Below are 25069 nucleotides of genomic sequence, written 5' to 3'. Positions count from 1 at the left end.
ACCCTAAGTAAACGATTTGGTGTCAATAATAGGGGTAAGGCGAATCCACTTAGATACATCCTTCAGGATATTGGCTGGCGTTCGCTTGTTTTGCGATTCAGCATCGATATTATGGAGTCTGCTTTTCTTCGTGAATGGAGTAAAGTGAAATAATCCAGAATTCCCAAGAATAGTAATGTTTTCCGGCATAAAATTGCCCTGTTTGATTGATCTGTTTATTAATGGCTAATTCTCCGAATCCACTCTCCAGAGGCCCCCGAGTCCAGCCCTTCCAGCCTCCACAAGGTGATCTGACCATCATGGCTGGTTCCGGTAATCCCATCCTTGCGCAAGCCATTGCCGATGAGTTGGGCATCCGTTTGACACCGTGTGAAGCGCACCAGTTCAGTGAAGGCAATATTTTTGTTCGTATTAAGGAAAATGTTCGAGGGCGCGACGTCTATCTCATTCAAGGCGTCCATTATCCGGTGAACGATAATTTTGTTGAGCTCATGTTTTGGATCGATGCTCTGAAACGCGCCAGTGCACAGCAGGTTACCGCTGTGATCCCTTTTTTCAGCTATGCAAAAGGAGACAAGAAAGACGAACCTCGCGTTTCAATCCGTGCCCGGGTCTGCGCTGACGCAATTGAAGTGGCTGGAGCAGACCGCGTGCTGACCATGGATCTACACAGTCCACAAATTCAGGGATTTTTCAGCGTTCCCGTTGATCATCTCTACGGCCGCCATGTCATCGGCGAACATATTCAAAAAATGAATATCGAAAATCTTGTTGTTTGTAGCCCCGATGTTGGATTTGCCAAAGAAGCTTCAGATTTTGCTAAACTACTGGGAGTTCCAGTCGTCATTGGAAATAAAGCCCGCAAAGACCATTCAGAAACCGTGGAAGTATTGGAAGTGATTGGTGAAGTGGAAGGCAAAAATGTGATCCTTGTCGATGACTTCACAATCACAGGCCGCACTTTGATCAGCATGGCTGAGACCTTGAAGCAAAAAGGAGCCAACGATATTTATGCCGCGGTCACACACGGTGTATTATCCAAAGGAGCAGCAGAGCGAATTGGCAATAGTCCGTTGAAGAAAATGTTCATGACCAATACGATTGAAACCTTAGCTGATCCTCTGCCCGATAATCTGGAGGTCATTTCAGTGGCTCATTCATTCGCTGCTGCCATTCGATCCATTCATGACCGCACCAGCGTCAGTACACTATTTCCGGAAAAGAGAACGAAAAAGTAAACCAATCGTCAGAGAAAAACAGGACGCATGACTAAAACAGGCAAGAAGCTAACCCCCATGATGGAGCGGTATCTGGAAGTCAAACGCCAGAATCCGGGAACTCTGCTTTTGTTTCGCATGGGTGATTTCTACGAACTCTTTAATGAAGATGCCGAGATCGCAGCCCGTATTTTGGGAATCACACTCACCAGTCGCGATAAATCTTCCAGTAATCCCATCCCGATGGCGGGCTTCCCACACCATTCGCTGGATAATTATCTCTATAAATTAATTCATGCCGGCTACAGGGCATCTATTTGTGATCAGGTAGAAGATCCTAAAAAAGCCAAGGGGATGGTAAAACGCGAAGTCACACGAGTCGTCACTCCGGGCACACTGACTGACGACGCCTTACTCGATCCTCACGAGAACAACTTCCTGGCAAGTATTCACTTCGGAAAATCAAGTATTGGCCTGGCCTGGCTGGAGCTATCCACGGGACGTTTCCTGACTTCGAACACGACAGCAGAACATTTAATTGACGAACTGGCCCGCATCCATCCGGCAGAATGTATTTTTGCGGAAGGAAATTCAGCACTGCAAAATGCGGTAGGGCACCTCGATACAATGCTGACTGAACGCCCTCCCTGGTCATTTGCAGCGGATGTGTGTGAAAAACGTTTACTATCACACTTTGGTACTAAGACACTGGAAGGTTTCAATCTCGAGCAGGGATCTCCTTCCATCACAGCCGCTGGTGCTCTGCTTGAATATGTGGAAGAAACACAAAAAAGTGCGATTCCGCATATCAATCAGATCGAACCTTATGAACGCGGTGATCGTTTATTAATTGATGAAGCGACGAGACGTAGCCTGGAATTGACGCGCACGATTCGTGAAGGGAAACGAGAAGGTAGTCTGATTTCGGTTCTCGATGAAACTGTCACTTCGATGGGTGCTCGGTTACTGACAGAATGGATTGCGAACCCATTAACAAACTTGAATGAAATTCAGAAACGACTCGACTCTGTTGAAGAACTCTTACACAACCCGGTACTGGTTAATGATATTAGAGAAGAACTTGCCAAGACTTATGATCTACAACGACTCACCGCGCGCATTGCAACCGGGAGAGCCAGTGCCCGTGATTTGAGTTTTCTAGCACAGACGTTAGCGTTACTGCCTAAACTGAAAGCGAAACTTACCGGTAGAAAATCAGAGTTGCTCCAAACACTTGAAACCAGAATTGATCTCTGTGTCGAAGTGCGTGCGGATATTGAATCGATGATTGTGGAAGATCCTCCACTGACTCTCAACGAAGGAGGCGTAATCTGTCCTGGATTTAACGAAGAACTGGATGAACTCCGCTCGCTATCGCGTGGAGGGAAAGAATGGATTGCCAGCTATCGTAATGAAGAATCGGAACGCATCGGCATTCCCAACCTCAAAGTCGGCTATAATAAAGTTTTTGGTTATTATCTGGAGGTTTCAGCCGCTCATGCTGCTAAAGTACCAGAGCATTATATTCGCAAACAAACTCTTAAGAATCAGGAACGCTATATCACGCCTGAACTGAAAGAGTACGAAGAAAAAGTACTCAAAGCAGAAGACCGGGCCATAGAGCTGGAACAAACACTGTTTGACGAATTGCGGGAACGTGTTGCCAAAGAAGCACCACGTACTCAAAAAACGGCTGAGGTACTCGCACAAATTGATGTGCTCTTCGGTTTAGCACACCTTGCCACTCATGCTGGTTATTGCCGTCCCGAAGTCACGGAAGAACCAGTGCTGGATATCAGAGAGAGTCGGCATCCCGTACTCGACCGTCTGCAACCGACAGGTGAATTTGTTCCCAATGATGTTTTGCTCGGCGATCCATATGGACGCGTCCAGATCATTACTGGTCCCAATATGGCAGGAAAGAGTACTTATATCCGTCAGGCAGCTCTACTCACGTTAATGGCACAGATTGGCTCATTCATTCCTGCCAGTGAAGCCCGTATTGGAATTGCGGACCGTATTTTTGCACGCGTGGGAGCCAGTGACGAATTGAGTAAAGGGCAAAGTACCTTTATGGTCGAAATGACAGAAGCGGCACGTATCCTCAATTCCGCTTCTGAACGCAGTCTGGTCATCCTGGATGAAATCGGACGGGGAACCAGCACGTATGATGGAATTTCCCTGGCATGGTCTATGACTGAACATCTACATGACCAGATCAAGGCTCGTACGCTGTTCGCAACTCACTACCACGAACTCACAGAATTAACACAATCGCTGAAACAAGCCAGTAACTGGAATGTCGCCGTACATGAGCAGGATGGCGAAATTGTGTTTCTTCACAAAATTATTGAAGGCTCCGCGAATAAAAGCTACGGAATCCATGTAGCCCGCCTGGCAGGTATACCAGAACAAGTCATTCACCGCGCTAATCAAATTCTTTCCACACTCGAAAAAGATCATATTGATGCCAGTGGAAAGCCAACCATTCCACCTCGACCTCAAAAAACATCCTCTCAACAACAGCTCTCTCTGTTTGGTAACACCCCTCATCCCGTGCTCGACGAAATCCGAGATTTGAATGTCGATGAGCTTACTCCCCTGGCGGCACTTGAAGAATTGTACAGAATTCGTGAACAACTGAAATGAATATATAATTGACAAATTTTCAATATATTTCATTCTGTCAGTTGAATCACAGACACACATATGTACAAAATATTCTTATTCTAAAGGCGTGTTCGTTGCCTTTTACTGACATGAGAATCTTTTTTTAAAGAGGGCCATTATGCGCACCAATAAGCTTACTAACTTAATTGTCGTTTTGTTCACAGGAATTGCTTTGACCATTTGCACAGCTGACTCAGTACCAGCCCAAAAGAAAGAAACGAAATCCACAGAAGCCACCTCCAAAGAAACCAAGACAACTCGTAAGAAATCAAAAGTTCGCGTTCCACCTCACTATGGGAAACTGAACCTCTCAAAAGAACAGCGCGACAAAATCTATAAAATACAAGCGAACTACAAATCCCAGATGGATAGTCTTAGAAAGCAACTTGCTGAACTGAATTCAAAACGGAAAGCAGAATGTAAAACCGTTCTGACAGCTTCACAAAAATCAATTTTAGATAAAATTCTGTCTGACATTGCCAGTAAGAAAGAAACCAGTAAAAAAACAGTGAAAAAATAATACCGAATCGCTTCGTTTTTCTAGCCGATGAAACATGTACGAGGGCGTGGTTTAACATAAAACCACGCCCTTTCTTTTGAGTCCTCTGCAAAGCTATACTGTGGAAAATAATCAAGCTCTCTTCGATGTCCTTTATTTCTATTCTCAGTCTTCGAAATGTATTCCCGGCTGAGTTGAAATTTATAAAGACATTCAGAAATTAGTACTGGCTCATGGATTCGGAAAAACCAATTTCATCTAGGTCTAAAGCACACCATGAAAGTCTTCCGGACCAACCATCTCACTCTCGTTGGATTCCCCTGCTCCATCTGTTATTTGTAGTTCTGCTCTTTTGCTTCTTAAGCCCCTACGAATGGGATCGAGTTCAATCCGAAGACCAGAACCTCCCCTTTCTCACCCGTTTCTTTTTACAAATGAACGTCGATACCAGTCCGTATTTTATTCTATTACTTCTGAGTCCCATCTGCTGGTTTATTCGCCCTTACTTTAATTTCAAGTTTTTCTCAAAGGTACTTCTCCCCAGACTCTCTAAAGAATGGGTCAGAACAAAACAAGCTTCAGGAAAACTGGATTTCATGGCGATCTGCCTCTGTCTGTTGGTTTCATCCTGTTCATTATTCATGAGTGTCTGGACAGCCTCTCACATCGTGAATGACGAACTCAAGCTCGCAATGGGTGATCTACCACCTGCATATCATGATGAGTACAGCTACCTGTTTCAGGCCAAAACGTTTCTGGAAGGCCGCACTTCATTTCCGAGTCATCCCGATGCGCCTGAGCTTTTCGATCAAGTACATGTACTGAATGAAGGTAAAATGGCCAGTCGTTATTTTCCAGGAACCGGAATCTGGTTAGCGCCCTTTGTCGCCTGGGGACATCCCTATTGGGGCCATTGGCTGGCAGGCGCAATGACTACGTTCTTCATTTTCTGGACAGGTAGAGAATTAGGTGGAAATGGAGTTGGTTTTCTCGCCGGTTTGGTGATTGCACTTTCACCGGGCATGGCGATCTTCAGTAACCTGCTTTTAGCACATCACCCCACTTTAGTTGGCCTTGCTCTTTTCCTTTGGTCATTTTTAAGAATGCAGCGGACTTACACGCTACGAGATGCAACGCTGGCAGGAATCGGTTTAACATTCGCGATGCTTTGTCGTCCCATGACGGCGGCAGGCTTTGCACTCCCCTTTGGAATTTGGCTGCTACTCCTTCTCATCAAACCCTGTTTCAGTAAAAAAGATCACTCGGCGAAGTCAGAATCTCAAGACTCGAAAACGAAGCGTCCTGCTTGGGTATTGACCACTGGTCTGGCAATTCCATTAAGCTGTGGTTTGCTCGGCTTATTTTTTTACAATCAGTCCATCACCGGTAGTGGTTGGAAAATGCCTTACCAGCTTTATACCGATATATATACCCCCCGCCATGTCTATGGGTTCAACAATGTGATTCGGGGAGAGCAAAAACTCGGTCCCAAAGTATTAGAAAACTATGATAAATGGGCTGAAAACCTGACTCCAACATTAGCAGTGCAAAATGTACAAAACCGATTTCTGGCCAGCCTGCAATGGACCCTCGGAATCATTCCCCTCGGACTGGCAGGACTGATTTTTCTAATCACCGAGATTAGAAAGGCAAGCCGATGGTGGATGATTTTTGCCTCAATTATCTCACTACATTTCGTTCATATTCCCTACTGGTATGATGGCATTATGCACTGGCACTATGTGTTTGAATCTGGACCACTCTGGGCATTGATTTTTGCACGAAGTACCCAAACTTTATTTAGAATCTGGAGACAAATTGGTCGGCCTTTGATGTTTTTACTCTGGATCTCTATGTTGTTGGTCGCAGTTTTGACCAATCTGACATCGATTTCCCCTCTATGGACTTCTTCGAAGTTGGAAACCGTGGTTAATAATGTGGCTTTTTCAAAGCTAAAACATTTCCAGCTACAAAAAATGATACAACAGTACCCAAAGATAGAAAAACCGGCGCTCATACTCATCGCTCATGATCCGGCAGATCGACACATTGATTTTGTGATTAACGAGCCTGAATTAAATCAGTCGGTTCTAATGGGACGTTATCGTGCTGACCGAGACGAGCCAGCAAAATTACAATCAATATTTGCAGATCGGCAGATCTACCTCTTTGATGTATCCCAAAATCGGCTCAGCAAATGGAATGGCGCCTTCTGGGAACCCATCTAGTACCAAATTTCCTTAATCGCTGATTTTGACTTTGATTTCGTCCGAATTCGCTTTCAACTCGGGGGCATACATGCCGTAACCTTGAGTAGGTAAGCCACTGAAGAGCCCCGGTATTTCTGCCCGTAATCGATAATTGAGGCTGTGTTTTCCACGTGCTAAACGTCTCACATAAAACACAACGCGATCGTCACGATATTCGCGGTAAGCCTTTAATCCAATGCCGGCATATCCGCTGCGGACTCCAACGGGCTCAAATCCTGCTACTTTATAATCCTCAAAAACTAGGTACTCGTAATCATTTTTGCTCTCAAGTACGAGCTCGACTTCTACCAGGTCGCCGCTCTTGAGGGCCGTCTCTGAATCAATTAACTTGCGTTGATATTTCTCGACTTTCTGATCAACCGCCTGACCGCGCGAACCAGAAACTTTCGTAGAGGCTTTCTCTGGAATTAGCTGGTAATATTTTCGTTGGACTTTAATTTCCAGTCCCGCTTCTGTGATGAAATTCTCTTTGGTGAAGTTGGTTACATAGGCATTGTAATACAAGGGGCTTGAGCCTGTCTTTCGAATCTCTAACCGATGAGCGCCTGCAGAGAGGGCATCCCCCTCAACCACCAACTTATTGCCAAAAGTAAAAAGATTCTCTGCTGTAATTGTTACTTCTTTCTGCTTTTGACCATCGAGATAAATTTCTAAAGTCAAGTCGGGTTGATTTTCTCCACTGGCAGACCAGAATTCCGCAAGTGCTTCAATTGCAATCGCAGTATCGGAAACAGAATTCCAATAAGTGGAATGCTTACGATTATTCAACAGATACTTAACTAATTGAGCCGCTTTGGGGTTTTTAGGATCGGTTTTCGATAACAACTTCAGATAGTAAGCATTCGCTTCCACTTCGCTACCGTACCAATACCACCAGTAATTACTTTCAGGCAAATTCAGATAAGCAGTCTGATTTTCTTCATCCTGAACTAAATACTGATCCATATTCTCAACAATCATCTGGAGTCGATCCTGACGATTCAATTCCTCTGAAGCCAGTCCTAACATTCCCAAAGCATAGACCGATAGTTTCGTCCGATCTCGATACAAAAAGTCGTACATTTTTTCGTTAACGACTTTTTGATTGACCAGCACCATAAAGATATAAGCATCCAGATTGGAAGCAGTCAGTTTATATGGTTTTGTTTTACTGGGCGCATTGAGTAGTTTCTGTACTTCTTTCGCCTGATACTGTTTCAACCAGTCAATTCCTCGTTCCAAAGTTCCGGGTACCAATGCAACTCCATTTTGTTTAGCCAGACTCAATCCCTGTACGACGCGGACAGTAAAGTATGGCGATGAGCGTTCCTGCCAACCGGAAAACCAGCCCCAACCTCCGTCTGCCAACTGCATACTGGTTAAGTCAGCCACTCCCTGTTTCACAATTTGGCTCACTTTTGCTTCACTAAATACGGGATTTTGATCATAGCGTTTCCACTGTGCGGAACGTTTTTTATCCTCGCCCGTTTCCTGCGCATTTAAGTTAGTTCGTTTCTCTTCGATTTGCTTCAAGTTCAATCCCATACGTTTCAGAATATTCTGAGTGATTACCGTGGGGAGAAAACGATACAAAGTGGTATCGGTCGTTTTATGAGGTGAATAAATCAGGTAAGGCAGGGCATCAACCATCGCTCCTGCCAAAGATGGCGAATAGCGCAATTCCAGGCGAGACAGCTCTGATTTCCGCTGACTCGGAATCTGGAAGCTAATCTGAGCTGACTTAGCGTCGGCAGGAATGGAACCGGTATACGACTCCGTTTTTAAGATCCCATGTACTTTGACAGGAAATGTCATCTGCATTGCATCTGACTCTTCATCCGTTAATGCTTTCATACGAATTACAGCAAAACCGGGACGAACTGCTTTCACCCGCCAATCGATGCGTTTTTCACCGTTCGCGGGAATTTCGACTGTCTGTGCTGCTCCGTTCAACGGCTGTAATGTATCGCCATCTAATTCTAAAACGACTTTCACTTGTTTGGATGTTTTCAGATAATTATGCACATTCGCACTGAGAACCACTTCATCTGTCTCAGTAAAAAAGCGGGGAGCTTGCAAACGGAGAATCAAGTTCTTTCTGGTCACAACCAGATCCTCTCCTTCTCCCACACGAGTGCCTTGTCCCATGGCCCAACTGCGAATCTTCCAGCTTGTCAGATTTTCAGGCATTTTCAAAGAAATTTCTGCCCTGCCCTCTGCATCTGTAGTGATGTGCCCGTTCCAGTAGGCAGTATCTGCGAAATTCTGCCTGACCACAGGTTCGACCACAGCCGAAACTTTTGCGAACGCTCCTGCCGACTCTGCTTCTGCCATCTCCATAGCGGCGTTGCTTGAAGGCATTCGACTCTGTATTGCACTCCCTAATCTGGTGATCGATTTACTCAAATTACCACGGCCATTTCGAGCCCCGAAAAACCCATCGATTTTCTGCGCTTTATCTTTTGATTCGCCGACCAGATGACCAAAGGTGCCAATCACGCGCATCGGGATTTCTTTGGGTCGTAACAAATTACGAAATGTTTTATTCAGACTACTATAAGTTAATGGATGATGTGAACGTTTCCATTTCCAGAAGGCATCTTTAATATTGGGAACATTGGAACCTCCACTGATATATTCGACACTCTTATCATACATACTCACGACGAGTGAACCTTCGATTGGCTGGCCTTCTGTGTCAGTGACTTTGAGTTTAATCTGTGCATCCTGTCCTGGGAGATACTCCTTCTCGGAAGGTTCAACTTCCACATTGATCACCCGTTTTTCCGGAGGAACTGCAATCTGGCGTGCCACCGTATGGACTCTACCCTGATGGATTGTAACCGCTTCCACAAAGATATTTGGCATATCACTCTTACTGACATCCAATTCGTATTCCGTACTTTTTCCTGCAATCTTGAGAACATGTGGCTTCGAATAGATTCCATTGACCGGTCTGAGGAAGAGCAACACTGTACTATCTGCCTGATTGGTATTGATCAGAATTCGAACCTTTTCATTTGGACGATAGGTTTTCTTCTCAACCACAATTTCAAGATCGTTAAAGCGATACTCCTTGCCATCAAATCCTTCGCCGCGAATCGAAAATAGATACCCACCTTCGATTTTATTTCCTGCTTTATCAGTCACCGTATACACAACACGATACTGTCCCGTTTGGGTAGCTGACATTTTCTGATTGGCCGTTCCATCATCGGCTGGATTTAGTTCCCAATCCTGGACAGCAGTCTCTTTTGGCGTCCCTTGATCATCATATGTCACGCGATAGAGAATGACTTTTCCTTTGCCAGTCACCGGTTTTGAATCCAGAGTCTGTGCCTTGAACGAGGCGGTCATTGTATCTCCCACCTGATAATAGCCGCGATTCATCCAGGCAAAGACTTTAAACGGCTTTCTAGATACAAGGACCGTTCCCTTACCCACAATGGTCCTTCTCGACTCATCAACCACTTCAGCAGTAATTTCATACTTATGATCTTGATCGCCATGAATGGCTTTCGCTAAAGCAGTCTCAATTTTAATATCGACTTTGCCATCCGGTCCAATATCAACCGTATTTGAAAGAACCAACTCAGGGGGAGCGGAGCGATGGGGAATCCACCATGGGCCTGGCGCTCGACAACCCCAAATCCCCCAGCCGGGATACCAATGGTAATCACTGACAAACCACCAATATCCCGTTCCATACAGCCAATCCCAGCGGCTAAAGGGGTACCAGCGTTGCTCATAGGCGGTTCTTGTGACTTTATATTTTACTTGCCCCTTCGTCACGGGACTGCCAAAGTAATATTTGGCATTAATTTTCGCAGTGATTGTATCTCCTAATGCGACGGGCTCTTTGGGAGCCTCAACAAGAACTTCAAATTCCGGCTTTTTGTATTCCTCGATCCGAAATGAAATATTTGACCGAACTGTTGATTTTCTGCTTGCCCCTTGAGAAGCGAGATATTCTGCGCGCAATTGCAGATAGTACACACCAAGTCCTGCATCCTTGGGAATCTCCCAATCAGAATTGACACCACCAAATGTATCAGTGGTGAGAGTCTTTTCAAAAATTGTTTTACCTTTATTGTCTCTCAGTTTGATGCTCAATTTATAATCAGCAAACTCGGTTGTATCCTTTAAATCATAACCGACACGGCGTAACCAGAATTTATAGTTAACGGTTTGCCCGGGTCGGTATACAGGACGATCGGTAATCCCATATACTTTCGGTCGCTGTGGGTACTTTTCATTGACTGACCGCGAATACCAGAATCGTTCAAAACCGGAATAGGCAAAACGACCTGACTTAGTTCTGGCAATTGTGATCCATTGATATTTTGTCTTTAGCAGAGTCGCATCAGGAAACGCCTGACCATTTTCATCTGTCTGCTCTGCAAAATTAGATGTCAGCATTTGATACTGGTTTCGCCCCGTATGTTTTTGCCAATAACCAAAAAACTCCAGATTCGCATCGGGAATTGGTTTACCGGTACGAGAGTCAGCAACGTAATAATAAGTACGCCCCGCTAACTTTTTATGAATGATCGCTGTGTCATCCAGCCAAACAATAATCCGACTGGTATTACCATTTTTCATCTTTCCAATCAACAAATATGCTCCTGCATTCTGCAATGGTGTATTGATTGTAATCAATCGATCACGGTGACCAGAAAGTGGGTCAAGATCTAACTCCCACTGAGAAACCAGTTTGCCTTGGTATTTTTTCTGCTGTTCACGGACGAGACGATATCCCAGGTTTGAAATATTAATCGCATTCCAATTCAACTGTTTGGGATGTGTCTTCAAATAGTCTTTGACATCATTCAACAATTTTTCTACATGTACTTCATATGCTTCAAACTGAATCTGTTCTGCATTTCGAAAACGGAAGCCTACTTTAGCTCCCGAACCGGCTGCCTGCGTTCCAATCGGTTCAAATTGCCCCCAGTTATTAATAATCTGGTCAAGTCGCTTCTGTTTATGTTTGTAAGGGTCACCGTACTTTTGAATGCTCTCTTGAATATACTTTACTGCAGTCGGATATTGTCGTCGGTTTTCAAAGATGCTTGCCAATTGAGATAATGCATTTTCTGCAAAAATGCTCTTCCCCATTTCAACAATCTTTTGGTACAAGCGAATAAAGTTGACGTCATCTGGAAGATTGATCCTTTTAATACCTGTTGCCAGTCTGGTTAGCGTCTCTGTTTCTTTAAGGCTTTCCAAAGAAAATGGATTGACTTGTTCATTTTCTGCTTCACTTTGATCGAGATTAATCCGCGAAAAATACCCCATATAGCTCTGCAATGTCTGAACGCCAAATTGGCTATGATAAAAGTTCGCAATTTGAAAGGATGCATCCTGCCGACGAGTCGGCCCCAGTAAGACCACTCGGTTCAACATCCAGCGCCAGCGTTCTCCGTCGTTAGCAGCAGTCTCGTAGGATTGAGGAACGCGGTAAAATATCGGATTGCCTGCTGCATCGACGGGTGCTCCTTGCGGTCCCTCACCCAGATAGCCTCGGTAGAATCTTCCGGAATTTTCGCTGACGTCCAGATAGTCAGGCACTTTGTTCAAGTCCGTCAGAATCTGCAGCTTCCAGGCATTTCCTCCTTGACGACCATTCATAAAATACATTGCGAAGTCATAATAAATATCTCTCGCCAACACAGTACCATCGCTATTTTTCAATTGATCGACTGCCTGGGTCATCAATTGGAGTGCACGTAAACGGTCTTGCTCCTGAGTATTGATATACTGTGCTGCTCCTCTGTGATTTCCACGAATAAATTCGCGATCAACGATATATCCATAATGCGGTCCATGAATCAGACTCTCAGCGATTTTCCACAACACGCGCGGCTTGTCAGAATGTACCTTTAAAATAGATTTACGAAATTCATCAATCTCATTCACGCGATTCAACCGTTTGAGACATTGAATCCCTCCAAGCAGATCATTGGTAATGCCTAAACCGGTATTATTGCGACGAGTCGCCAGCTTCTGATAGATTTGATACGCATCTCGATACTTTCCCTGCTTTTGAAACGTTTGAGCCAGGGCGCGTTCATCGGAAATCTTTTTCTCTGCGGCAAAGAGATAGACTCCCAAGACACTGGAAAAGAGAAGAATAAATGACCATTGAGCACTTTTCTTCATTCTAAGTAGAAACATTGTTTAACCTGTATGTAAAGATGTAATTGGTATTGAGAGTATCAGACGAGGATCATAGTAATTTCTAACATTGAGACGAGATAATTCTGGTGTTCAGTTCCAGGAATTATTAGATTTTTCAATCAACTCATAAAATTCAAGGTATGAGATTGAGAAAGATTCCTGCATAATCTGACTTTTATTCAAATTATACACATTTGAGACATCTAAAGAGACGAATCTATGGACTGGATAATGGGCGTTTTGTCACTCTGTGGCTACCTGATCACTCTGGCTCTGATTCCAACGATTCTTCTACAAAAAAAACGCCACCCCTCTGCTTCGATCTCCTGGATCTTAACAATTATTTTGTTACCTGGTCTGGGTGGGATCTTGTATCTCTTTTTTGGAATCAATCGCGTACAAAGGCGTTCTCTTTCAAAAGAAAGGTCTAACCAGTCTCTTGCTCCCAAACTTCCACAAGTCATCCAGAATCAATTACTTTCCATGGATGGCTACCTGCATTTCAATCGGAACATGATGCGATTAGCCAAAAACGTCGGTCACACCGTCCCAACTTTTGGTAACCATGTTGAACTCCTGACAGATACCAATCGTACCTTGGGACTGATTAAACAGGCGATTTTAAATGCCAAAAGTTCTATTCATCTTGAATACTATATTTGGCAACCTGATCGCTCCGGTACTCAGATCAGAGATTTATTAATCGAGAAAGCGAAGGCTGGCATCGAGGTTCGTTTTCTATACGATGGTTTTGGCTCACTAAAGTTAAGACATCGCTTTTTTAAACCCATGCTTGAGGCGGGAATTGAAGTAGCACCTTTTCTTCCGGGCGCCACTTTTCGCGAACGATGGTCGATCAATCTAAGAAACCACCGTAAGATCGTAATCGTTGATGGAAATGTAGCATTCACCGGTGGAATGAATATTGGTGATGAGTACCTGGGACAAACTATAGAACTTGGTTTTTGGCGAGACACACATTTAAAAATAGAAGGGCCTGAAGCGTTACAACTACAACAGGTCTTTGCAGAGGACTGGTTTTTTGCCACAGGCGTAGCGTTGACCCAATATCATTACTATCCCCATCCGGAGCCAACAGGGAATGTGACCGCCCAAACCCTCTTATCTGGCCCGGAAAAAGATGCCGATGTTTTTCTGACAATTATGTTTGCAGCGATCAATGAAGCACGGGAAAGTATTCAGCTAACCACATCTTATTTTGTACCACCTGAATCCTTAACAACCGCTTTGGAGTCAGCAGCTCAGAGAGGAGTGCATGTAAAGCTATTACTTTCCGGCAAATCAGCAAATCCATCTACGGTACATGCGGGTCGTTCTTATTACGATTCTCTCCTGGATGCCGGAGTAGAAATTTTTGAATACACAAAAGGGATTCTACACTCGAAAACGTTAGCAATCGATGGCTGCTGGTCTTTGGTAGGAACAGCTAATTTTGATTTCCGAAGTCTAATACTTAACTTTGAAGTCGGTCTGGCAATTTACGATCGAAAATTTGCACAAAGATTAATAGAATCAACCGAAAAGGATATTCTTACTGCAACAAAAATTACGAAAGTCGACTGGGCCAAGCGTAGAAAAATCACAATTTTAAAGCAGAACCTCTGTCGCCTGTTTGCACCTGTAATGTAAATAGTCCATTCAAATGATTTATTTCGTCAAGGACTTTTATGGCGGTAAGTCTGAGGAGCCCCGTCTGGTAACGTTGCCAAAAAGCTGATTAATTGTAAAACTTCTTCTTTCGATAATAAGTTCAACAAACCTTCCGGCATTGATGACTTTTTTACTGGAATAATTTCATCGATATCTTTTTTATCAATCAGATGTTTTTCGCCTTTACCAGTCAAAATCAGTAATTGATCTCGGTTTGCTGCTGCTCCCATCATTCCTGTAAGCACTTTTCCCTGCACAGTGACAATCGTAAAGGTGGGGTACTCTTCGGGAATGAAATGCGATGGAAACATTGTCGCTAACAAAATTTCCTTCTGTTGAAGTCTGCGGCTGACACTCGTCAGGTCTGGGCCGACTTTCTCGCCCAGTCCCCCAAAACGGTGACACTTGACACAAGTTGCTTTTACAAATGATTGCTCACCCAATTTTAAGTTGATCTCGTCTTTCGACCGCTTTCTCAATTCACTCATTAAGTTTGTAAATTTCCAACGACTATCTGCATCCTCTATGGGAAGAACGGGCTTGATCTCATCTGGATATTTCTCGGAAAACCACTTTTGCCAAATCAACAAGGGAGAGTGTTTATCTACAGTTGATTGATCGATTTTTACTCCTGTCCAATGAGTTAAGAGTTGTGATGCAATTTTCTGTCCCAGAGCATCCTGCGCCAGTCCTACCAAAATGACTTGTCGAATCCATTGTGCTTTGTTGGAACGACGGCGAAATTTTGTAAGCACATTCATCACTGTTTTTGCCTGCTCTCCTTCAACCACGTTAAGAGAGCGGACCAATATTCTCCAATCAGCATCTCGACGCTGATTCTCCTTTGCGTACCAACTGATCGCCTCTGCTACATCATTTCGACGTTCTGGATAGGATTCGAAGAGTTCATGTAAATACATCAATGTCGGTTTATCAGCAATCCGAGCCATTGCAATCAACAACGCGTTTAAATGGAGCTTCGATTGTGTGTCTGAATGCTTCTGGTTCCGTAGATCAATCTCAAGATCACGTAATGCAGAAAATTCAGCTCCCGTCATACGACTTAATGGCTCTCCCGCAATGACAATTTGATATTCTCCTTGTGAGTTTTCTTCAAGAAATGCTTCATCCAGCCCATCAATTTTCAAGGAATGTACGGGCTCACTCGCATGCACAATCGCCAGGGTGCAGAAAATCATTGGTATTAAGACCATACTCCAAAAGATGGAGAAGTTTCGCAGGATAATCATGCATCAGTTCCTGTTATTCGTTAATTCATTTGATTCATACTTAAAATAGATCTCAATCTAAATCTTACAGAAGTTAGTCCTCTTCACACTATGTTCTTTTATCAGTTTTGTATAATATTTATTGAGGTATGTTTGTTTTATTTCTTCATTTCAGGGACGATGACATGACAAATTCATATTCAACCTATAAGGATAAGATCGGGAACTGCTGCCTGATCTCAATCGCGCTGAGCCTGGTTTTCTGGCCAACAGGCTGTTCATCGGACCAAAATTCGCAGTCCTCCAACACCACAGCCGAAACTCAAACTCAGTCCACAAAACCTGAAGATGATGAAATCAAGCCAGCTGAAACCATTGAGATTACATTGGCCTTAACTGATCTTAAAGGCTTTCAGGAAATCTTGGACAAACAAAAAGGGAAGGTTGTGTTAGTTGATTTCTGGGCAACATGGTGTATTCCTTGTGTGAAGAACTTTCATCATTCTGTTGAATGGAACAATGAATATGCTAACCAGGGACTGAGCGTTATTTCCGTGAGCATGGATGATTCGGATGAAGACACAGAAAAAGCAGTGTTAAAATTCCTGGAATCTAAAGACGCACAAATGATTAACTTGCTGGCAACGGCTGCCAAAGATCAGGACCCGATGGATACTTTTGAAATTGAAGGTGGAGCCTTACCCAATTACCGAATCTATGATAGAGCAGGAAAATTAGTCGAAACATTCGCATCTGACAACCCAGACAATCTCTTCACACAAGCTCAAATTAAAGCTGCGATAGAAAAAACTCTAAAACAAAAAACAAACTAAGCCATTCCCTCATTTTTGAGATATCACTATGTTCCGCAAGCTCTGGTCGACTTGCCTCGATGAGTTTCTTGGCTTCTATCTCCTACACCGGTTTTTCTATTTTAAAAAGCATCCACTGATTATCTCGAATGCGGGAGAGACATCGGCTGAGTTATATAGTAGCGATCTCACAACTTTTTTTTCTCCAATCCCTTCACCAGCACAATTGGATTATCAACCTCAATTGAAACCGCTATCCAATTCTGTTATTTCCACAGCGAAAGTTGAAGATTTTCAATTCACCAGTTTCATCCAAACTGGTTTTCCTGAAAATGATCTCGTAAAGGGGAGACACTGGAAATCAACTTCCGTGCCTACCGAAAAAGAAGGAACACGACAATATACCATAATCGCCGTCGATGGAATCGTGCAATTGGGTGTGCGCAGCTTTAACAGACTCGCCCAGCGATTAACTCCTTTTGGGATCGATGTCATCATGATGGATAGCCCCTTTAATTTCAGACGGACTCCAAATGGCTATCGTCCGGGGCAATTAATCGCTGGAGGCAATTTAGATCATCAGTTAACCGTAGCACGACAGGGAGTCCTCGATCTTTGGAGCCTGATTCTCACATTGCAGGAAAAAGGTCATCAAATTGGTCTGGTGGGAATCAGCCACGGAGCCTGGATGACGTTGACAGCCGCTCTGTTGGTCGAACAGCTAAATTTCGTGATGGCAATCACACCTCCAGTTGATTTGTTTCATATCCTTGATGAAGGAGGCGCGGTAGTAAATGCGATACGTCGTGGAGTGGCTCATGAACCAATTGATCAGGAGCGATTGAAATCCCTTATCAGTCCACTCATTGTCTCTAATTGGGAGCCTTTACTGTCACCTGCTTCGATCTATCTTCATGTTGCCGACTACGATCGTTTTGTTCCGTCATTCCGAATTGACAAGCTGGCTGAACAATGGCGGGCACAATCATTCCATCACAAACTTGGACACATCGAAGCAACTACCGGCCCCAAAGTGGTTTCACGGGTCGCCTCAAATATTCTTGATTTTTGGGATGTCAGCTAAAATACTCCCATGTTCCTGAGCACATTTGCCTCACATCTACAACCTGATCGTGAACAGTCACAAACTCAATCGTTACAACCTGTATGACTGATATCATTTCAAAAATGATGACTTTTTCTGCCAGATCATGATGAAAAAAAGCATCATGTTGTCCTTTCGCAACTTATTCTTGGAATAGAGCCTCAATCGAAGAATTCAGTGATTATCTTCGACAAATTATTGATGCTTCCAGTGGGCCACTACGTTTATAGTGTGTTAGATAAAAGTATTTGATTCGTCTTTATAGTTAACCTTTTTTGATTAAAACAAAAAAGGAAGCTGCCAAGGGAGCAACTATGCAGGTACGAGTTCGTGATCTAATGACTGTCAATCCCACCAGTGTGCTGATGGGCACAAGTCTCCAGGAAGCTGCGGAACAAATGATTCTAGCAGAGTCTTCTGAAATCTACGTTACTGATCTGCAAATGCGGTTAGTTGGCGTTGTTCCGGATTATGAAATCCTCAAGCATAAACTCATGCATCAAAATCTGGACGCCCCCATCAATTCTATTATGAACGTACAAATTGATGCCCTCTCTCCAGAAGATGATGCGATACAACTCGCCTTTTTGTTTCGTGACCGACGTAACAGCTGTATGGCCGTCGCGGAGAATGGTCGACTTGTTGGTAAACTGAGCTGCAGAGACGTATTTCGCGTGATCATGGCATTGGATTCCATTGAATTGACAGAGGAACAGACTTCCGAAGAATCTGCTGCCTCCATCACGACTGCACCTGGCTCAACCGTTTCAACAATCAACCCACCTCACCTGTCCAAAAACAGTCTCAGAAAACATTTCCTGCAGCAAAACGCTCCCCAGGCCAAATAACGGGCCACTCATTTTTTGATCTGTCAGCTTTGAGCTTTTAAATCAATACCCATGTCCTGAAATAGATCAATCATATCATCCCATACATTTTTCTTCGCTGAAGGATTTCTTAGCAGGTAAGAAGGATGATATGTACAAACGACACGAGCGCGGCCATATTCATAAAATCGGCCTCTCATCTTACCAATCGGTAATTCTGATCTCAGCAAATTCTTAGCTGCTACTGAACCCCAGCAAACAATATAGTCAGGATCCACAATCTCAATCTGGGCATCCAAAAACCCACGACAATTTGCGGCTTCCGTATCAGAAGGATTTCTGTTTCCAGGTGGACGGCACCTGAGAATATTTGCGATATAAATATCACTGCGTTTTAATTGGCAAGCCTCGATAATCTTATCGAGCAACTTTCCCGCCCGCCCTACAAATGGTTCGCCTTGTCTATCTTCATCAGCTCCGGGTGCTTCTCCGATGAACATGATTTTCGCAGCGGGATTCCCTACTCCAAATACAGTTTGCGTGCGCGTCGAGGCTAACTCAGGACACTTTTGACACTGAGCAACCTGATCAGCAATAATATTTAACTCTGCTTGTCGATCCGCCTTTTTCAGTTTTGATTTCGTGGTTCGAGTCACACTCATTTCCTTTCGAGGTTCTTCAGTCTCAATTACCGTATTGATGGGAGACGGATCATTCTCTCGGAATAGTACCCCCTGATTAGCAGAACTCTGTAGTTCCTTCGAAACCGTTCGTGGCTTTGCTCCTGACGGATTGACCTGTTGAGATTCTTCAACTACTGTTTTCTCTGGCATGACGGGAACAACACGTTTGATATGCGTTACCCCAGATCTTTGCCAGCTTTCGATTAATTGGCGGGCAGCCCTTGTTTGCGAACGATTGTTCTTATTGTCATTCATCCCACGAACACCTGACTTTATCGTTTCACCTTACAACCCGGCACTGCTGCTTTGAACTTTTCGACTCCCTTATCGGTAACTTGTGTAAAGCTGAGCAGGAGTTCTTTCAGGTTTTTCAAAGCGATCAGTTTTTGTAAACCTTCATCCGTAATCTCTGTTTTGCTTAAGTTGAGATACTCCAGCTTTTTTAGCGGAAGTAAATAATCTAGACCCTCATCAGTGATTTTCGTGCCTTCCAGATTGAGGCGTGTGAGATTGGTCAAGCCCGATATAATTTTCAATCCCGCATCGGTTGTTTCAGTTCCCCATAATCCGAGCCGTTGCAGATTTTTCATGCTTTTAATCTGCTCTAGCCCTTTGTCACCAATCATCGATTCATCCAAATCGAGATAAGTCAGTTCGGTTAAACCAGACAAATACTTCATACCTTCATCCGTAACCACGGTGTCGCGTAAATGCAAAGTCTGAAGTTTTTTCATCCCCTGTAAATTCGCAATTCCAGAATCGCCCACAAAATCTCGCCGTAAATGCAAGGCTTCCATGTTGGTCATATCTTTAAGGTGTTTCAGTCCCTCATCCGAAATTTCCGTATCATCCAGTTCCAGAGATACCAGGTTTTTATCTTTTAAGAGTTCTAGAGTTTTATCTGAAATATTCCTCCCCCAAGTGTTCAATCTTTGCAGATTCGGCAATTCGGCCACATTCTTCATTCCCTCGTCAGTTACTTGTGTCGCCTGTAATTTGAGAACTTTTAAGTTCTTCATGCCTTTAATCAATGGCATTCCTTCATCATTGATTTCCTTGTTGAATCGCAAATCGAGGTCTTTCAACTTAGGAAACTCGGCAACGACTTTTAGCGCATCATTGGTAATATTAGTCGCCCGCAGAGAGAGTACTTGCAGATTTTTTAAATCGGCGAGGTTTTTGACACCTTCGTCACCGATGGCGGTACTTTCCATATTCAAATACCATAAATTTTTCTTCTTACTAATCTCTTCGGTAGCGGTATCTGTAAAATCAGGTCCCCAGATCGTCAGTCGTTCCAGGGATGGCAACCCAGCAAGGTGCTTCAAATCTTCATCCTTAGCCGTTGACCCTTTCAAATCCAGAATCAGAATGCGTCCATCATCCGACAGTTTCATCGTTGCTCCCAGATCCTTAAAAGCTTGAACTGCCTCAGGAGCGTCTGGTTTTGGTTGAACTGCCTCATTTGTTTGTTTGTTGGAATGACTCTCTTCCGCTGAAGTCGATTTTGCTTTGGAATCAGGAGTTTTGGGGGTATTCGAATCAGGACAACCTGATAACAAACATAATCCCAACAGAGAAAGAATCGCTTTCATTTTCATACTGTCATCCCTTGCTATGGGCGATACTGCTCGAAAATACATATTAGTGATTAAGGGAGGATTCTTGGATTTGGAAGCTTTCCTATTTTCTCATAGAAAAATCAATCGACATGAAACATTCACAAAACCATCCTCTTTTTCTAACAATGATCCCCAAAATAGAGCCCTTGCAGAAACATTGCAATTCAAAGCATCTCTTTTCTGCAACTACTTGCGATTCCCCGCTCATACAGGGTATACTCAAAGCATAAACAAACCTCTATGCGTCGACCTGATAACAAACCTGAATTTATTAAGACGTCCAATTAATCAAGGATCTTGCAGTGAATCATCGCATCCCTTACATTGTCCTGCCACTATTAAGCCTTACTTTCATTTTCTGTCTGATGAGTGATCAATCTCAGGCAAAAGACTGGTCTACTTACCTGGGTGATAAAGAACGTTCAGGAGCCACTTCCGATTCATTTCAGCTTCCACTCACACAAGCCTGGAAATATACAGCTCCCAGTAAACCAAAAACAGGTCAAACAGATCCCGGCGAACGTGTGATTGAAGGACATGACCTGGAATCACGAGTTGATTTCGATGATGCTTTTCATGTTACAATCGCAGGAGGCCGTGCGTATTTCGGGTCTTCTGTCGATCATCAACTACGGTGTGTTGACTTAAAAAGTGGTAACATCATCTGGAAGTTTTTTACCGGAGGCCCCATCCGATTAGCCCCGACTCTTAGTCAATCTCGAGTTTTCTTTGGATCCGATGATGGCTTTGTTTACTGCCTGGATGCGAATTCTGGAAAACCGCATTGGAAGCTACGAGCAGGACTCAACGAAGAGATGATTATCGCGCGAGGTGAAATGGTTTCAAGATGGCCTGTGAGAACAAATATTCTGGTTGATGAGGGAGTAGCCTATTTTGGAGCGGGTATTTTTCCTCATGAAAATATCTATTTGTATGCGGTCAACGCGAATACCGGCAACGTCATCTGGAAAGTAGACAACCTCAGCCAGACAAGTGCGGGTCGAAATGAGCTTTCGCCACAAGGATATCTTCTGGCAAATGACGATATATTGATCATTCCCTCAGGCCGGTCTCTCCCTGCCGCGTTTAATAAAAAAACAGGCCAACAGGAACACAAGCGTTCTTATAGTTGGAGAAGTACAGCCGGTGGTGTAGTCGGTGGAACACAAGCATTACTCGCCGATGGGCAAATTTACTCGATGGGTGCCCATCATATTTTAGCATTATCTCAAGATAAAGGAGACGTTGGATTCGCCTGGCTGAACGGTCAACAAATGGCGGTTCAAGGCGACTTCGGATACATTGCAACGGGTAGCTCCGTACTGAAAGTCAATCGAAAAGAATACGCAGCTGCCTCTCAAAAAACACATAAAAATGATATGACAATCAATAGTTTGTTACGCAAACTACGTGGTTTGAAAGATAAAAAAGCAGATGAAGTACGTGATCAAATTAAAAAGCTGAAAGATGAAAATAAGACATATGCAAAGATAGGAGTCATTTGGGAACAGAACTCCGATGCTCGCGATGCACTCATCGTTGCGGGCAACAAAGTGGTTATCGGCGGTCAAGATAAAGTAGTCTTTCTCGACGAAAAAACTGGTAAAATTCTGGAAACATTAAAAGTCAACGGCAAAGCACGCGGTTTGGCTGTATCTGATGGTAATCTGGTTGTGAGTACATCACTTGGTGATATTGTTGCCTTTCAATCATCTGACAACTCTAATCCGTCGAAGTCAACAGCTGAATCGATCACTCAAAAATCCCCCTACGCTGAGGACAAATGGACGCCCCTTTATCAACAGGCAGCCAAAGATATTTTAACGAATTCACAAATCAAAGATGGGTTCTGTCTGGTGTTGGGAAGTGAAGAAGGAAGGCTGGCTTATGAACTGGCTCGCAACAGTGATCTAAAAATTTATTGTATCGAACCTGATATTACCAAAGCCGAAACATCTCGCCAAAAACTGAGTGAGGCAGGTTATTACGGGCATCGTGTTACCGTTCATCAAACGGAACTTTCCCCTCTCCCCTACTCGCGTTACTTTGCAAACTTGATTGTCTCAGACACATTCCTCAAAACAGGTCAAGTACCTGGAATTCCCAAAGACATCGCTAAACATGTGAAGCCGCTGGGCGGAATCATCTGTCTTGGTATGCCTGCAAATTCTAATACTGAACGTGCTTCATCTGAAAAATTGACAGACTGGCTTAAGCAGACAAAACTCGCAGAGACATCTAAGATCAAAACTGTAGGTGGTTATACCATCCTCACTCGCGGTGCATTACCAGGCGCGGGCAGTTGGTCACACCAATACGGCGATCCGGGAAATACTGCCAGCAGTAAAGACCAATTAGTGCGCGGTGGTCTCGGAGTTCTGTGGTTTGGCGATCCTGGCGAAAAGAAAATGGTCAACCGTCATGAAGGTGCCGTTGGACCATTGGCAATTAACGGTCGATTGTTTATTCAAGGCGAAAGTACCATTATGGCCTTTGATGCCTACAACGGTCTCTTTCTTTGGGAACGCGAAAATCCGCAAGCGATTCGTACAGGGGTCTTTCAAAATCAAAACCCGGGAAATTTAGTAGCCAGCAAGGATAGCCTGTTCTTTATGATGAAGGAGTTCTGCTATCAGCTCGATGCAGCCACAGGCAAAACCGTTCGCAAAATTCCATTACCAGAGAAACTCAACGATGGAAAACATGAATGGGGTTATTTGGCTTATCAAAATGGAATGATCTTTGGGACTGCTACCACACGAAATGAACTCGAAAGTCGACTAAGACGCAGAGGAAGAAAGACAGAAGATTCAACAGATGCTTTGTTCGCAATCGATGTTAAAACAGGAAAACCAGTCTGGAGTTATCAAGGCAAAAACATCGCACATCACACCATTGCCATTGGTCCAGAGGCCGCTTATTTCATTGACAGCTCTATCACCAGTGAGCAACGCGCAGAAATTCTAAGACAGGATAAATCACACTTAGCAAAACTAACTGGCAAAGAAAAAGAAATCGCCGAAGATCGGCTCAAAAAACAAGACCTTCGATTAGCCGTAGGTTTAGACATTAAAACAGGTAAACAACTCTGGTCCAAACCCGTCGATGTGACAGATTGTAGCGAGATCGGGATTGGGGGCGGCAAGCTCACATTGCTCTATCAGAACAATGTTCTGCTGCTATGTGGTGCGAATGCGAACGGTCATTACTGGAAACAGTTTATCGCTGGTGATTTTTCTCGCCGTAGATTAGTGGCATTAAATGCCACTGATGGTTCAATTTTGTGGAAAAAAGATGCAAACTACCGACACCGTCCCATCATTGTTGGTGAAAAAATTATTGCAGAACCCTGGTCCTATGACCTTTACACGGGCATTCAACATACACGCAAGCATCCCCTCACAGGTCAACAAGTCCCCTGGAGTATTATGCGAGAGGGCCATCATTGTGGTATGCTTGCAGCGTCTGAGAATATGTTAATGTTCCGTTCCGGATATACTGGCTTTTACGATCTTGAAAAAGATGGCGGCACACGTCACTTTGCCGGACATCGCACGGGTTGCTGGATCAATGCGATTCCTGCCAATGGTCTGGTAATGATTCCTGAATCCAGTGCAGGCTGTGTTTGTTTATTCTCGATTTCTTCTACAATCGTTCTTGAGCCACGTGAAGAGAGAACCCACTGGACCATCTTCAGTTCTGTTGGTCCCAAAACACCAGTCCAACACATGGCTTTAAATATGGGTGCTCCCGGGGATCGACGAGATGCACATGGTACTGTCTGGATGGCCTATCCCCGTCCTCGCCCCAGTCGTGAAACAGGTCTTGATTTTAAATTTGATATCAAACCAAAATTCACAGAAGGAGGGGGATATAACAGTATTAATGAGATCACAAACCCCATTAAAGAGGCAGAGCCCTCTTGGGTTTTCACTTCCTGGGCTCGTGGTCTCAAGGAATGCACCATTCCACTATTAGGCAAAAAAGATGCACCGGCAACCTACAGCGTAGAATTATCCTTCTCTGCTCTAGAGCCAGTTTCGTTGAATCTAAGCCAAAAAGGAGAGCCTCTGTTTGACATTAAGCTACAAGGGAAAGTGGTTGAAAAAAACTTCAATCCCTACGCAGCAAAATCTACACTGGTTCGAAAATTTGAAGGCATTCCTGTGAAAGATCATTTACAACTTGAATTTGTACCACTCAACGACAGTGCAAAGCAAATGCCGCCTTCACTAAGTGGAATTGAAATTATTCGCTCAGACTCATAGACTGGTATCAGTATTAAACAGCTACCAGCCTTTTTTC

14 protein-coding genes are annotated in these 25069 nt (G+C 43.9%); 9 read left to right on the top strand and 5 right to left on the bottom strand.

The genetic code is table 11. The features are described 5' to 3' along the window. Positions 1-109: 109 nt before the first annotated feature. Positions 110-301: a hypothetical protein gene (locus tag V144x_RS12200; RefSeq protein WP_144985433.1), complete on the bottom strand. Its 192-nt coding sequence runs from the start codon at positions 299-301 to the stop codon at positions 110-112. Here V144x_RS12200 and V144x_RS12195 point away from each other — a divergent pair. The 4 genes from V144x_RS12195 (at position 300) to V144x_RS12180 (ending at position 6614) form a co-directional block, all read left to right on the top strand. Continuing rightward, the gene (locus V144x_RS12195; RefSeq protein WP_144985432.1) at positions 300-1238 is read left to right on the top strand and encodes a ribose-phosphate diphosphokinase; all 939 of its coding nucleotides are present in this window, start codon (positions 300-302) and stop codon (positions 1236-1238) included. The two genes, V144x_RS12200 and V144x_RS12195, sit on opposite strands and share 2 nt — an antisense overlap. A 27-nt stretch (positions 1239-1265) precedes the next feature. Further along, positions 1266-3866, top strand: coding sequence for a DNA mismatch repair protein MutS (gene mutS / locus V144x_RS12190; protein ID WP_144985431.1), 2601 nt, complete (start codon positions 1266-1268; stop codon positions 3864-3866). A 139-nt stretch (positions 3867-4005) separates the two neighbouring features. Next, positions 4006-4407, top strand: a complete 402-nt coding sequence (locus V144x_RS12185; protein WP_144985430.1) for a hypothetical protein — start codon at positions 4006-4008, stop codon at positions 4405-4407. A 212-nt stretch (positions 4408-4619) separates the two neighbouring features. Further along, positions 4620-6614 carry an ArnT family glycosyltransferase gene (locus V144x_RS12180; protein WP_144985429.1) on the top strand — a complete coding sequence of 665 codons (1995 nt, stop codon included), beginning with the start codon at positions 4620-4622 and terminating at the stop codon, positions 6612-6614. 12 nt (positions 6615-6626) lie between these two features. Here V144x_RS12180 and V144x_RS12175 read toward each other — a convergent pair whose 3' ends face one another. Further along, positions 6627-12812 (bottom strand): alpha-2-macroglobulin family protein, encoded by a 6186-nt coding sequence (locus V144x_RS12175; protein WP_144985428.1) that lies wholly within the window; start codon positions 12810-12812, stop codon positions 6627-6629. 222 nt (positions 12813-13034) lie between these two features. Between V144x_RS12175 and cls the strand changes: the two genes are divergently transcribed. After that, positions 13035-14465 carry a cardiolipin synthase gene (gene cls / locus V144x_RS12170; protein ID WP_144985427.1) on the top strand — a complete coding sequence of 477 codons (1431 nt, stop codon included), beginning with the start codon at positions 13035-13037 and terminating at the stop codon, positions 14463-14465. A 26-nt stretch (positions 14466-14491) separates the two neighbouring features. Here cls and V144x_RS12165 read toward each other — a convergent pair whose 3' ends face one another. Further along, the gene (locus V144x_RS12165) at positions 14492-15736 is read right to left on the bottom strand and encodes a c-type cytochrome (RefSeq protein ID WP_144985426.1); all 1245 of its coding nucleotides are present in this window, start codon (positions 15734-15736) and stop codon (positions 14492-14494) included. A 164-nt stretch (positions 15737-15900) separates the two neighbouring features. On the opposite strand from V144x_RS12165, the gene V144x_RS12160 reads away from it, so the two are divergent. From V144x_RS12160 to V144x_RS12150, 3 genes are all read left to right on the top strand, one after another. After that, a complete protein-coding gene (locus tag V144x_RS12160) occupies positions 15901-16548 on the top strand; it encodes a TlpA family protein disulfide reductase (RefSeq protein ID WP_197998883.1) in 648 nt (215 codons plus the stop codon). A gap of 28 nt (positions 16549-16576) precedes the next feature. Further along, a complete protein-coding gene (locus V144x_RS12155) occupies positions 16577-17611 on the top strand; it encodes an alpha/beta hydrolase (protein ID WP_144985424.1) in 1035 nt (344 codons plus the stop codon). 335 nt (positions 17612-17946) lie between these two features. Continuing rightward, a complete protein-coding gene (locus tag V144x_RS12150) occupies positions 17947-18480 on the top strand; it encodes a CBS domain-containing protein (protein ID WP_144985423.1) in 534 nt (177 codons plus the stop codon). 23 nt (positions 18481-18503) lie between these two features. Here the strand turns inward: V144x_RS12150 and V144x_RS12145 are convergent, their stop codons facing one another. Further along, positions 18504-19397, bottom strand: a complete 894-nt coding sequence (locus tag V144x_RS12145; protein ID WP_144985422.1) for a uracil-DNA glycosylase — start codon at positions 19395-19397, stop codon at positions 18504-18506. A 17-nt stretch (positions 19398-19414) separates the two neighbouring features. Beyond that, the gene (locus tag V144x_RS12140; RefSeq protein WP_197998882.1) at positions 19415-20743 is read right to left on the bottom strand and encodes a leucine-rich repeat domain-containing protein; all 1329 of its coding nucleotides are present in this window, start codon (positions 20741-20743) and stop codon (positions 19415-19417) included. Between the two features lie 323 nt (positions 20744-21066). Here V144x_RS12140 and V144x_RS12135 point away from each other — a divergent pair, with 323 nt between their 5' ends. After that, on the top strand, positions 21067-25032 hold the full coding sequence (locus V144x_RS12135; RefSeq protein ID WP_144985420.1) for an outer membrane protein assembly factor BamB family protein: 3966 nt from the start codon (positions 21067-21069) through the stop codon (positions 25030-25032). Positions 25033-25069: the final 37 nt, after the last annotated feature.

It is taken from the genome of Gimesia aquarii (assembly GCF_007748195.1).
Classification (GTDB): domain Bacteria; phylum Planctomycetota; class Planctomycetia; order Planctomycetales; family Planctomycetaceae; genus Gimesia; species Gimesia aquarii.
The sequence above is the reverse complement of the archived record's forward strand: the minus strand, read 5'-3'. Positions and strand labels throughout refer to the sequence as shown.